The organism is Fodinicola acaciae, from assembly GCF_010993745.1.
Taxonomy (GTDB): Bacteria; Actinomycetota; Actinomycetes; order Mycobacteriales; family HKI-0501; genus Fodinicola; species Fodinicola acaciae.
The window spans coordinates 1,295,029-1,307,310 of record NZ_WOTN01000004.1 but is presented as its reverse complement, the minus strand read 5'-3'; the positions used below and the strand labels follow the sequence as shown (position 1 = coordinate 1,307,310).

13 protein-coding genes are annotated in these 12,282 nt (G+C 69.1%); 3 read left to right on the top strand and 10 right to left on the bottom strand.

The genetic code is table 11. The features are described from left to right. Positions 1-7 precede the first annotated feature (7 nt). The 3 genes from hutH to GNX95_RS41655 form a co-directional block, all read right to left on the bottom strand. Positions 8-1,546 carry a histidine ammonia-lyase gene (gene hutH / locus GNX95_RS41665; protein ID WP_163513662.1) on the bottom strand — a complete coding sequence of 513 codons (1,539 nt, stop codon included), beginning with the start codon at positions 1,544-1,546 and terminating at the stop codon, positions 8-10. Positions 1,547-1,790: 244 nt separating this feature from the next. Then, on the bottom strand, positions 1,791-2,477 hold the full coding sequence (locus tag GNX95_RS41660; protein WP_163513661.1) for an alpha/beta fold hydrolase: 687 nt from the start codon (positions 2,475-2,477) through the stop codon (positions 1,791-1,793). A gap of 20 nt (positions 2,478-2,497) precedes the next feature. Further along, on the bottom strand, positions 2,498-2,857 hold the full coding sequence (locus tag GNX95_RS41655) for a nuclear transport factor 2 family protein (RefSeq protein ID WP_222854322.1): 360 nt from the start codon (positions 2,855-2,857) through the stop codon (positions 2,498-2,500). A 95-nt stretch (positions 2,858-2,952) separates the two neighbouring features. On the opposite strand from GNX95_RS41655, the gene GNX95_RS41650 reads away from it, so the two are divergent. Next, positions 2,953-3,717, top strand: coding sequence for an IclR family transcriptional regulator (locus tag GNX95_RS41650; RefSeq protein WP_163513660.1), 765 nt, complete (start codon positions 2,953-2,955; stop codon positions 3,715-3,717). Between the two features lie 58 nt (positions 3,718-3,775). Here GNX95_RS41650 and lysA read toward each other — a convergent pair whose 3' ends face one another. Both lysA and GNX95_RS41640 read right to left on the bottom strand, forming a co-directional pair. After that, positions 3,776-5,116: a diaminopimelate decarboxylase gene (gene lysA / locus GNX95_RS41645; protein WP_163513659.1), complete on the bottom strand. Its 1,341-nt coding sequence runs from the start codon at positions 5,114-5,116 to the stop codon at positions 3,776-3,778. After that, positions 5,113-5,430 (bottom strand): Lrp/AsnC ligand binding domain-containing protein, encoded by a 318-nt coding sequence (locus GNX95_RS41640; protein ID WP_163513658.1) that lies wholly within the window; start codon positions 5,428-5,430, stop codon positions 5,113-5,115. The genes lysA and GNX95_RS41640 overlap by 4 nt, the downstream gene beginning before the upstream one ends. A gap of 244 nt (positions 5,431-5,674) precedes the next feature. Here GNX95_RS41640 and GNX95_RS41635 point away from each other — a divergent pair, with 244 nt between their 5' ends. Next, entirely contained in the window at positions 5,675-7,318 is a 1,644-nt protein-coding gene (locus tag GNX95_RS41635; protein WP_163513657.1) for a serine/threonine-protein kinase, read from the top strand. 14 nt (positions 7,319-7,332) lie between these two features. Here the strand turns inward: GNX95_RS41635 and GNX95_RS41630 are convergent, their stop codons facing one another. The 5 genes from GNX95_RS41630 to GNX95_RS41610 all read right to left on the bottom strand — a co-directional run bounded on the left by GNX95_RS41630 (position 7,333) and on the right by GNX95_RS41610 (position 11,487). Beyond that, positions 7,333-7,521 carry a helix-turn-helix transcriptional regulator gene (locus GNX95_RS41630; protein WP_163513656.1) on the bottom strand — a complete coding sequence of 63 codons (189 nt, stop codon included), beginning with the start codon at positions 7,519-7,521 and terminating at the stop codon, positions 7,333-7,335. Continuing rightward, complete coding sequence (locus GNX95_RS41625; RefSeq protein WP_163513655.1) at positions 7,518-7,892, bottom strand: hypothetical protein; 375 nt, start codon at positions 7,890-7,892, stop codon at positions 7,518-7,520. Before GNX95_RS41625 ends, GNX95_RS41630 begins: the two co-directional genes overlap by 4 nt. Beyond that, entirely contained in the window at positions 7,889-8,641 is a 753-nt protein-coding gene (locus tag GNX95_RS41620) for a YhfC family glutamic-type intramembrane protease (RefSeq protein ID WP_163513654.1), read from the bottom strand. The genes GNX95_RS41625 and GNX95_RS41620 overlap by 4 nt, the downstream gene beginning before the upstream one ends. A 145-nt stretch (positions 8,642-8,786) precedes the next feature. Further along, entirely contained in the window at positions 8,787-9,938 is a 1,152-nt protein-coding gene (locus GNX95_RS41615) for an NAD(P)/FAD-dependent oxidoreductase (RefSeq protein ID WP_163513653.1), read from the bottom strand. Further along, complete coding sequence (locus tag GNX95_RS41610; protein ID WP_163513652.1) at positions 9,922-11,487, bottom strand: aldehyde dehydrogenase family protein; 1,566 nt, start codon at positions 11,485-11,487, stop codon at positions 9,922-9,924. The genes GNX95_RS41615 and GNX95_RS41610 overlap by 17 nt, the downstream gene beginning before the upstream one ends. A 180-nt stretch (positions 11,488-11,667) precedes the next feature. On the opposite strand from GNX95_RS41610, the gene GNX95_RS41605 reads away from it, so the two are divergent. Further along, a complete protein-coding gene (locus tag GNX95_RS41605) occupies positions 11,668-12,267 on the top strand; it encodes a PadR family transcriptional regulator (protein WP_163513651.1) in 600 nt (199 codons plus the stop codon). Positions 12,268-12,282 lie beyond the last annotated feature (15 nt).

The window sequence follows — 12,282 nt, the reverse complement described above, 5'->3', positions numbered from 1 at the left end:
TTTTCTCCTAGTCCAAAGGTCCGGTCACGGATTCGGCGGCGTGCAGCAGATCGTCCAGCGCGGCGACCGTACGCTCGATGTCGGGCGCCAGATAGCGGTCAGGACCCGGTCCGTCCACTGTGGACCTCAGCACGTCGACGACCGCTTTCGTCGCTGGCGCTGGCATCAGCGGCGCGCGCAGGTCGAGCGCGCGAGCGGCGGTCAGGATCTCGATCGCCAGCACCGTACGCAGCCCGTCGACGGAGCGGCGGAGCTTTCGTCCGCCGGCCCATCCCATCGACACGTGGTCCTCCTGCATCGCGGAGGTCGGGATCGAGTCGACGCTGGCCGGGTTTGCCAGTCGTTTCAACTCGGAAACCACGCCGGCCTGGGTGTAGTGCGCGATCATGTGGCCGGAGTCGACGCCGACCTCGTGCGCCAGGAACGGCGGCAGTCCGTGCGATCGCGCGACATCCAGCATCCGGTCCGTACGCCGCTCCGACATGCTGGCCAGGTCGGCGACCGGAATGGCCAGGAAGTCCAGCGCGTACGCGACCGGAGCGCCGTGGAAGTTGCCGTTGGACTCGACCCGACCATCTGCGAGCACAGCCGGATTGTCCACTGTGGACGCCAGCTCGCGGTGCGCCACCAGGTTGGTGTAGTTGAGCGTGTCGCGAGCCGCGCCGGCGACCTGCGGCGCGCAGCGCAGCGAATACGCGTCCTGGACGCGAGTGCAGTCGGGACCGCGGTGGCTCTCCATGATTTTCGAGTCAGCGAGGAGTTTTCGCATGTTCGCCGCGGCCAGCGCCTGTCCCGGCTGTGGCCGCAGCTCCTGCAGGTCGGCGGCGAAGACACGGTCGGTGCCGAGCAACGCCTCGACGCTCATCGCGGCGGCCACGTCGGCGAGTCGCAACAGCTTTTCCAGGTCTGCGGCGGCAAGCGTGAGCATGCCGAGCATGCCGTCGGTGCCGTTGATCAGCGCCAGGCCTTCCTTGGCCGCCAGCTCGACCGGTTGCAGGTTTTCCTTGCGCAGAGCCGCCGCGGCGGTCATGCGATCACCGTTCGCGTCGCGTACGTCACCTTCGCCGGTCAACGCGAGCGCGACGTGCGAGAGCGGTGCGAGGTCGCCGGAACAGCCGAGGCTGCCGTACTCACCGACGACCGGTGTGATGCCGTGATTGAGCAGGTCGGCCAGCAGCCGCGCGGTCTCCGGCCGGACGCCCGTCCGGCCGCTGGCCAGCGTCCGCAGCCGCAGCAGCATCAACGCGCGTACGACCTCGCGCTCGACCTCCGGACCGGAGCTGGCCGCGTGTGACCGTACGAGCGACCGCTGCAGCGCGGCCCGGCGGTCAGCCGGGATGTAGGTGGTGGCGAGCGCGCCGAAGCCGGTCGACACACCGTAATGCGGCGTGCCTTCGTCGCCGGCCAGCTCGTCGATCACGTCGCGGGACGCCCGCATCGCCTTGACCGCCGCGTCGGTCAGCTCGACCTTCGCGCCGTGCCGCGCGACCCTGACCACGTCGTCCGCCGTCGCCGGCTCGACGCCGACCAGCACCACCTCACTCATGAGGCCTATTCCACCCGCTCCGGCCGCATTCCGCCGCTCCTGGCGGGGCAAACGCGTCTCAGATCCGAGACACACCTGCCGGACGACGCAATCGGATTCCGATTGCGTCGTCCGACGCCGCGTGACCTGCGCGAATATGTCGACCGGTCCCATTCGGACACGCCATCCGGCACCCGGATGCGACTTTGTTGACCGCGCGGATCGATTCAGGAGGTCAAGAAGGAGGCATTCGGACTTAGAGGTCTTATCCGGCGGCCTCGGCGAGGAGGGTGGCGAGGTCCCGGGGCCGCGACCACATCGGCCAGTGGCTGGTCGGCAGGTCCTCGTACGTGACGTCGTGCAGCTCCGACAGTCCGGCCAGCCACGCCCATCCCTCCGTGAGGTGCGCCCTGAGCTGCGCCGACGGCATGCCGGTGCAGATCATCACGGTCCGCACGTCCAACCGGCGGTCGTTCGTGAACTCGGCGCTCTCGCGAAGAAGCGCACCGGGGATCGGGACGGACCGCCGCCGGAAGGTCTCCAGGTGCTCCTCGGTCAGGCCGTCGAGGTTCTCGTCCAGTTCCTCCCACGACGGCAGCGGCCGCTCCACCCCGTCGAAACCGGGCTCCAGCGCACCTTTGCCCGGCGCCGAGTCCACATACACCATCGTGGCGATCCGCTCCGGGACCAGGTCGGTCGCGGCATAGCCGGAGAAACCGGTGCCGCTGTGTACGGCCAGCACGACCGGCTGGTCCGCGGCGCGTACGGCGTCGGCGATCGCCTCGACATGGTCGGAGAGCGTCACCTTCGAGCGGTCCACGTCGGCGGACTCCAGGCCCGGCAGCGTGAGCGCGGTGACGTCGTGGCCGTCGTCGCGCAGGATGGCGGCCACGTCGTCCCAGGCCCACGCGCCGAGCCAGAATCCGGGGACGAGGATGATCGGTTTGGTCATGCGCCGACCATACGGTGTCCTCAGGCGGCCGGGACCTTGTCCAGGAAACCGTAGGCCTCCCGGATGCGGCCATCCTCGGTCAGCGCGAGTACGTCGAAGCCGTCGACGACCGACTCGGTCCCGCTGGCCGGCAGCAACTGCCAGCCAAACCGTACGGTGTCGTGGTGCGCGTCGACGTTGTCGACGAGCCGGAACTCGAAACCGGCAAACTGTTCCCGCGCGCCGGCGATGACGGCGGCGATGGCCTCCGGTCCGCGCACGGCGGCCAGCGGGTCGGTGTAGCCGCCGTCCTCGGTCCACAGGTCGGCGACCGCCTTGGCACGCGCGTCGGCGTCTTTCTCGTTCCACACGGCGATGTAGCGAGCGGCGATGTCCTTCACCGGATTCTCCTTTGTTTCCAACGACTGTGACACTCCAGAAATCTGCCAGAACGGCGAACGCGCGTCGATTACCAGTCAGGTAATAGATTGGCCGCGTGCAGGAGCAGATCCCGGCCGTACGACGAGCGCTGGAGGTGCTGCGGCTGCTGGCCGCGCGGCCGGCGCCGTTGCCGGCCAGCACGATCGCGCGCGAGCTCGGACTGCCGCGGTCCAGCACCTACCACCTGCTCAACGCGCTCGCCGACCAGGGATTCGTCACACACCTTCCGGAGGAACGCCGCTATTCGCTCGGCGTGGCCGCCTTCGAGATCGGCAGCGCCTACCTGCGCGTCACTCCGCTGGAACGCCTTGGCCGGCCGTTGCTGACAAAACTCGTCGCCGACATCGGTTTCACCGCGCATCTGGGTGTCCTGCACGGCCGTGAGACGTTGTACGTCATAGAAGCACGGCCGCCGCGGCCGGAGCCGTTGGTCACCGATGTCGGCGTACGCCTGCCGGCACAACTCACCGCCTCAGGACGGGCCATGCTGGCGGCACTGCCGGCCAACCAGCTGCGCGCGCTTTTTCCGTCGGCTGACACGCTCGTCGACCGCACCGGCGTCGGTCCGCGAACGCTGACCGCACTCCGCCGTACGCTCACCGCCGAACGAAAACAGGGATATGCCGAGGAGGACGGCGAGGTCACCGAGGGCTATGCGTCGGTCGCGGTGGCCGTACGCGACCACACCGGCCGGCCGGCCGCGGCGGTCGCCACCACCTTCCGCTCGGGATCGCTCGACCACGCCGGCCGAGCACAGATCGCGCGGCTGGTCAGGAAAACCGCCGACACGTTCACCCGTCGCCTCGGCGGCACGCCCTGAGGTCGCATGGCCACCATGCTTGCGTCCAACGCAAGCATGGTGGCCATGCGCCCCTTCGCTAGGTCTCGCGGATGTCGCGCGCCAGGATGTCGTTGATGGTCTCGCGGCGGACGAGTACGCGCGCACGGCCACCGCGCACGGCGATCAGCGGCGGCCGGCCGACCAGGTTGTAGTTGGAGGCCAACGGAAAGTGGTACGCGCCGGACGCCGGCACGGCCAGCAGGTCACCGGGCCGTACGTCCGCCGGCAGCGGCGCGTCCTCGGCCAGGATGTCACCGGCCTCGCAGTGCCGGCCGACGACCGTCATCCGCTCCTGGGCCGTGTCTGCCTTGCGTCCCAACAAAACCACGCTGTAGTGCGCGCCATACAGCGACGGCCGCGGGTTGTCGCTCATGCCGCCGTCGACCGCGACCAGACGCCTGCCACCAGCGCGTTTCACCGACACCACATGGTAAATCGCGACACCGGCGCGAGCGGCGATGGCACGGCCGGGCTCGACGGTCAGCCGCGGCACCGGCAGCCGGTTGGCCTGGCACTCGAACCGCAGCACGCGGCGGATCCGTGTCGCGAAGTCGTCGAGTGCGAAGGTGTCGTCACCGTCCACATAGGCCACCGCGTGTCCACCGCCGATGTTCAGCTCCGGCACGGTGATCCGGTGCTCGGCATACAGTCCGGCCAAAAACGCGACCAACTGCCGCAACTCCTGTTCGTACGCACCGAAACGGCTGACCTGCGAGCCAATATGTGCGTGTACGCCGCACAACCGCAGCGCGCGCTGGCCGAGCACGCGACGAGCCGCCTCGGCGGCATCGCCGGTCGCCAACGACAGACCAAACTTCTGGTGCTCGGTGCCGGTGGTCAGAGCCGTGTGCGTGTGCGCGTCGACACCGGGCACGATCCGCAGCAACACGCGCTGCGGCCGCTCCGCCTCGGCGGCGATCCGGGCGACCTCGCCGAGCGAGTCGATGACGATCCGGCCCACCCGATAGTCGCGCGCGTACGCCAGATCCGCCGGAGTTTTGGCGTTGCCGTGCAGAATCACTCGCTCGGCCGGAAAACCGATCGCTCGCGCGACGGCCATCTCACCGGCCGAGCACACGTCCAGCGACAGGCCTTCCTCGCCGACCCAGCGCGCGACCGCCCGGGTCAGCAACGCCTTGCCGGCATAGGCGACCTCCTCGCCGGCGAACGCACGCATGTACTCGCGGCAGCGCTCGCGCAGGTCGAGCTCGTCCAGGACGTACGCCGGCGTGCCATAGCGGCCGGCGATCCCGGCCAGGCTCACGCCGCCGATCTCGATGTCTCCGGCGACCTTCCTGGTCGTCCGCGGCCAGACCACCGGTGTCAGCCGATCCGGCAGCGACAATCCCAGCGATGGCAACAATTCCTTCAGCGTCATGACCGGCCGCCCGCGATGCCGACCAGCCGTGGCCGGCCGAGGCTGGTGACCGGGCGCAGGATCATGCCGACCGCGACATGCTCGACCGCCCGTTGACCGCGCAGCCTGCCGAGGAATGCCCGCAGCGCCAGCAGGTCCGCACAGCTGAGCCGAAACTCGACGTCGACGTCGCCGGCCAGGTGCCACGCCTCGCGTACGACCGGCTCGGTGCACAGGAACGCGTCGAAGTCGTCCCAGCGGCAACGGGGATCCAGCCGTACGCCGACCATCGCGTCCACAGTGGACGGTCGCGGTAGCGGTGCCGGCGCGCTCATCTCGCGATCCAGAAAAGACCACCGGCGACCAGCGCCAGCAAGACGCCGATGACCAACCAGCCGATCGGCTCCGAAGTGTCGTCCATGCCTCGAATGGTGCGGCTGTCACCGCCGTTGTCCAAGATGTCCTAACGCGTTCTGAACGACCCTTGCCGACTTTTGACGCCATCCATACGGTTGCCGGTCACCCTTACCATGTGTTCCCGGCCGGTTACCGCGTCTCCCCTGTCTTCGGAGGTGTCCCGTGGGGCAGCCCGACTTCGGACCGATGCCACTGCTCAACGACGACCCACCGGCGGTCGGACCGTACGCGCTGCTCGGCCGGCTGGGAAGCGGCGCCATGGGCCGGGTGTATCTGGGGCGGCACGTCGGCACCGGGGCGGTGGCCGCGGTGAAGGTGATCCGGCCGGAGTTGGCCGACGTGCCGGTGTTCCGGCGCCGGTTCGGCCGCGAGCTGGCCACGCTGCGCCGGGTCGCCAGCCCGCGGATCTCACCGCTGGTGGATGCCGACCTGGAGGCCGGCCAACCGTGGCTGGCCACCGAGTACGTGCCGGGAGTGACGCTCGAACAGGCGGTGCGGACGTACGGGCCGCTGCCGGCCGCCACCGTCGCCGCATTGGCCGCCGGCATCGCCGAGGCGCTCGCGGCGCTGCACGACGCCGGCATCGTGCACCGCGATCTCAAGCCCTCCAACGTCCTGCTCTGCGCGGACGGCCCGCGGGTGATCGACTTCGGCATCGCCCAAGTCCTGCACGGCACCCAGCTGACCGCCACCGGGCTGCACCTGGGCACCGCCGCGTTCATGCCGCCGGAACAGGCCACCGCGGGCCGCGTCGGGCCGCCGGCGGACATCTTCGCGCTCGCCGCGGTGCTCACTTACGCGTGGACCGGCACGCCGCCCTTCGGCGACGGCCGGCCCGAGTCGGTGCTCTACCGCGTCGTACACGGCGAGCCGGATCTCGGCCCGCTGAGCCGGCTGGACGACAACCCCGTCGCCGGCCTGATCGCCGCCGGGCTGCGCAAGGATCCGGCCGCCCGGCCGGCCGCCGCACAAATCGTGCCGGCACTCGCGGCGTACGCACCGAGCGGGATGGTCGAGTGGCTGCCCGGACCGCTCGAGGACGCCGTCCGGTATGCCGCCGTCCTGCCCGCCGAGCCACCGGCGGACACCACGGAGATTCCCAGCCCCGACAGGAAAAACTGGCGCCCGCGAGCGGTCCTGATGGCGAGCCTCGCGGCGGCGCTGCTGATCGTCGCCGGCACCGCCGCGGTGATCGTCGGACCGCACCCCATCCCGGCCAGCCATTCCGCGCCGCCGCCCAGCGCGACCGTCAGCCCCACACCGCCCGCGTCCCCAACCCCGAGCGCCAGCCCGTCGCCGATGGCCGAGGCCCTCACCGCATCCTCGCCGCCGCCGTCATCCAGCCCGCCCGCGCGGGTCGCGGTCGTCCAGCTGGGCGCACCGGATTTCGACGGCTATTGCCGGGCCACCGGTCAGGGGGCGGTCAAACTGGTCGCGAACAACGCGTACGGCTGGCGCTGCTCGACCGACAACGGCACTGGCGACGACGCCCAGGCGGTCTGCGCGTGGACCTACCACTCCCGCCACCTCACCAACCGGGTCGCCGATTTCAGCGACCCGCACAGCTGGCAGTGCTGGCAGGCCAACGGCAAGCTCGGCCGGCTGGACTTTTCCGCGTACTGCCGGGCAACCGGCCATTCCGGCGCCACCTACGTCCAGGGCCGCGACGCGTACGGGTGGTATTGCGCCAACGCATCTGACGGAATCGACGGGCAGAGTGCCTGCCGGCTGACCTACCACAACTCCAGCGCGATCAGCCGCTTCCAGGACTTCTACGACAAAGACTCGTGGGAATGTTGGGCTTAGGGTCTGTTTCGACCCTAGGGCTCGAAGATGTCCTCGATGGTGAGGCCGAACACCTTGGCAATGGTGAAGGCCAACGGCAGGCTCGGATCATAGCGGCCGTTCTCGATCGTGTTGACCGTCTGCCGCGAGACCTCGATGCGTTTGGCGAGCTCGGCCTGCGACCAGCCGCGCTCGGCTCGCAGCACGCGCAGCCGGTTTCTCATTCGCCGCCTCGCCCGAGCCACATCCTGCGCACCGCGACCGCGACGGCCCAGAGCAGGAAGAACGCGGTCACCAGCACGTACGCCGGCAGGCCGGTGAGCATCACGTACGCACCGCCGCCGAGCATCGTGACGATGCCGCTGAAAGCCAGCGCATCCAGCTGGATGCGCCGCTCAAGCTCGTCGGCCTGCCGCAGCCAGCGCAGCAGCACCAGCGCCACCCCGACGACCGGCAGCGCCGGCAGGACCGACACCGCATACCGGGTCGGCATGCTCGCGCCAGGCGGTGCGATCCACAGCACGAGCAGCAGCAACGCCGGATAGACGACCACCATCAGCACCAGCACCTGGACGACGTACGCCAGTGATTTCATGACCCTATCCTCGCGATCTCCCCAAGCTCGACCGCCACCGGTCGCCGCCGTACGACCACCAGCAGGACGATCGCCAGCGCGGCCCAGCCGGCGAACACCAGATCCGGCACCGGACTGCTCGCCGGCAACACGCCCTGCAGGCTGAAAACGCTCGCGTCCACCGCGAAATGCGCGGTGATCGCCGCCGGCAGCCAGCGAACCTGCCGGTAGGAGAGCATGATCATCGTCGCGAACCCAGTGTGCGCGATGACCGCCAGCACGCGGCTCAACGCGAACTGCAGGTAATAACCAGGGCCGCCATGCACGATCGCGTTTGGATCGCCGCCGTTGGCCGCGAACATCTGCGGCGCCAGCACCGCCGTCGCGACGCTCGCCACCATGCCGAGCGTGAAGAGCAGCGCCTCCGCGCCGCCGTGGCCGAGGCCAGCGACGACCGCGCCGTTCGGCGTACGGTTGTCGCGCATCTTGCGGCCGGCGCGAAAGCTCAGATAGCGCATCGACTCCTCGCACACCGCGTAGATCGCCGGTGCGATGAGGCCAGTCACCACCACGCCGTTGAGATGAAACGCGCGTACGCCAAGGAAAATCGGCTGCTGGATCAGCAGGTTGAGGAGATAGAAACCGGCGGCGACGAAAAAGACCGTCATCGGTACGCGCAGCCGCTTTCGCAGCGCTGTCACCAAAATCGGCGCGCCGAGACCGGCCACCACCGCCGCCACCACAAAGGCCATCAGAGCAGGTGTGCTCATCCGCCCCACCCCTTTCATCTAGTACAGATCGCTTGACAATATGTACAGCGACCTTGACCTAATGTCAAGCGACCTTGTCATCGGAGAGCACGCATGGCCCCCATGCGTGCATCCAACGCACGCATGGGGGCCATGCGACCTGAAGTCAGATGATGTGCGACTCGACGCGGGTGGCGCCGGCGGCGAAGCGGTCGGCCGACAGTGACGACACGTCGATGACGGGCGTACGGCCGAGGAAGAGGTCGCGCACGGCCTCACCGACCGCCGGTCCCATCAGGAAGCCGTGGCCGGAAAACCCGCAGGCGTAAAGAAAACGCGAGACCTCGCCCGACTCGCCAACCAGGCCGTCATGGTCGGGCGTGATCTCGTATAGACCGGCCCAGGTGTGCGCGATCCCCACGTCCGCCAGCGCCGGCGCGCGAAAACCGACCGCGTCGGCCAGGCCGGCCAGCCAGCGATCGTCGGTCCCCAGCCGGAAACCCGGCTCCTCGTCCGGCGACATGCCGAACAGCAGGCCGTGGCCCTCGCGGTGGAAATAGAACGTCGACGAATAGTCCAGTGTCATCGGAAACCGTTCCGGCAGACCGGAAACCGGTCCGGTGACGGCGATCTGCCGGCGCACCGGGGTGACCGGCAGCGGCACACCGGCCATCTCCCCCACCGACCGTGACCACGCTCCGGCGCAGCAGATGACAGCGGGCGTACGGACAAACCCCGCACTGGTTCGCACGCCGACGATCTCGCCACCGGAAGTTTCCACCGACGAAACGGAAACACCGGTCACCAGCCGAGCGCCGAGCCGGCGCGCGGCGGACGCGTAGCCGGCGACCGCGCCTTCTGGCGTGCAATATCCGTCGCCAGGTGAGAAAGCCGCGCCGAGCAGGCCGTCGGTGCTCACCAACGGGTTGAGCCGCGCGACCTCCTCGACGTCGACGATCCGCGAGTCCAAGCCGAAACCGGCCTGCAGCGCGACCGCGCGGGAGAAGCCGGCCAGATCGTCCTTTGTGGACAGCAGGAACAGATATCCGACCTGTTCCAGGTCGATCTGGCCACCGGGCCGCGCGTCGAACGACCGCCACGTCTCCAGTGACCGCGCGCCGAGCGCGATGTTGGTCGGGTTGGAAAAGGACGCGCGTACGCCGCCGGCCGCCTTCGACGTCGACCCGGCGCCGAGCGAGTCCTTCTCCACCAACAAAACGTCGCGTACGCCGGCCTCGGCGAGGTGGAACGCCGTGGAAACGCCGACGATCCCGCCGCCGACGATGACGACCGACGCGCGGTCAGAGACGGAAGTCAAGGTCGGCCGGCAGGACGGCGGTGTCCATCTGCGCCTTCTGCAGCCTGCCGGAGTAGTCCCAGTTGAGCGACTGCCAGCGGGTCACCGCGTCCAGGACCCAGATGCCCGACTGCCGGGATCCGTTGCCGGACAACCCGTTTCCGCCGAACGGCAGGTGCGCCTCGGCGCCGGAGGTCGAGTTGTTGACGCTGGTCATGCCGGCGCTGATGCCGTTGGCGAAGGCGAAGGCGGTCTTCGGGTCGTTGGTGTAGATCGCGCTGGACAGGCCATAGCCATGGCCGTTGGCCAGCTCGATCGCCTCGTCCAGATGCTGGTACGTGCCCACACCGAGCAGCGGTCCGAAGGTCTCCTTGGCGTAGAGGTCGTCGCCCGGCCGTACGCCGTCGACGATCACCGGATGCGCGTAGAAGCCGTCGGCGGGGTCGCCGACGAAGCCCTTGCGCGGCGCGTCGGCGGTGATCTGGCCGGTGCTCGTCGAGCCGGAAACCGTGTGGTGGTCACCGATCCAGTCCAGATAGGACTCGTAGCGGCGCAGGTATGCCTCGGCGATCAGCGGACCGTAAAGCACGTCCTGCGTCGGGTCGCCGATGACCGCGTTTTCGACCGCGGCGGTGAAGCGGCGCAGGAACTCGTCGTGCACGTCCTGGTGGACCCAGATCGTGCCGGTCGACGTGCACCGCTGGCCGGCCGTGCCGAAGCCGCCGAACAGCGCGCCCTCCACCGCCAGGTCGAGGTCGGCGTCGGCCGCGACGACCAGCGGGTTCTTGCCACCGAGTTCCAGGATCGGGGTCTGCAGGAAGCGGCCGGCCAGCTCGCTGATCGCGCGGCCGACCTCGGTCGAGCCGGTGAAGCCGACCTTGTCGACCAGCCCCGCCTCCAGCGCGGCACCGAGACCGTCGTAAGTGTTCACGCCGTTGGCGTGCACCAGGTTGAGGACGCCGTGCGGCAGGCCGGCGCGCGACATGATCTCGGCGAACGCGTCGCCGACCGCCGGTGTCATCTCCGACGGCTTCCAGACGACCGCGTTGCCGGCCAGCAGCGCCGGGATGATGTACCAGGACGGTACGGCGATCGGGAAGTTGGCGGCGGTGACGATCGCCAGCGTGCCGACCGGCCGGCGGAAGGTGAACAGTTGCTTGTCGCCGACCTCGCTGGGCACGGTCTGGCCGTACAGCCGGCGGCCCTCGCCGAGGAAGAAGTCGCAGGTGTCGATGACCTCCTGCACCTCGCCGAGCGACTCCGCGTACGGCTTGCCCATCTCGCGGGTCACCAGCCGGGACAGCGCCTCCTTGTTGGACCGGACCAGCTGGCCGATCGCGGCGATGACCTGGCCGCGTACCGGCGCCGGCACCGCGGCCCACCCCGGCTGCGCCGCCTTCGCCGCGCGCGCCGCGTCGACGAACGTCTCCGCGCTGGCCAGCGGCACGCGCGCGACCACGTCGGTGCGGTCGGCCGGGTTCACCGAGTCGATCAGGTCGCCGGCCGGCGCGGCACGGTCGCCGCCGATCAGGTGGGAAAGCACGCGTACGTCAGAGCTAGTGGTCGCCATGATGGCCACCGTATGCACCGCACGGTGCCGTTTCAAGCCGGACGACCGCCGGAAATCTTCCTGTTGATCGACACCGGCACCGCACAGTCTTCGCCGATGCGGCGCCGATCACAAACTTCAGCACTAGTTGGCAGCAACTAGATGTCCGCGTATAGTTGTGGCCAACTAGAGGAGGTGACCATGGCGGACCGCAAGATCTCCAATCCGCTCGCGCTGGCGGTGCTGGGGTTGCTGTTCGAGCGGCCGATGCATCCCTACGACATGGTCACCACCCTGCGGCACCGCGAGAAGCACGACAGCATCAACATCAAGTACGGCTCGCTCTACACGGTCGTACGCGCGTTGGAGCGGGAGAAGTTCATCGTCGGCACCGAGACCGTACGCGCCGGCCGTTATCCGGAGCGCACGCTGTACGCGATCACCGATGCCGGCAAACAGGAGTTCCACGACTGGCTCGCCGAGCTGCTCGGCACGCCGCATCAGGAGTTTCCGCGGTTTCTCGCGGGTTTGTCGATGATGCCCGGCCTGCCGCCGGACGAGGCCGCCGACCTGCTGGAAAAACGCGCGGACCGGCTCGCCGAGCAGGTGGCCGGACTGCGCGCCACCATCACCGACAAGCCGGCCGACATGTGGGACGTCTTCCTGGTGGAGAACGAATACCGGATCGCGGTGTTCACCGCCGAGATCGACTGGATCCGTGAGCTGGTGCGGCGAATCCGCACCGACGAGCTTTCCGGCATCGCCGAGCTGCGGGAGATGCACCGACGACTGCGGGAATGAGAAAGGCGGTCTCCG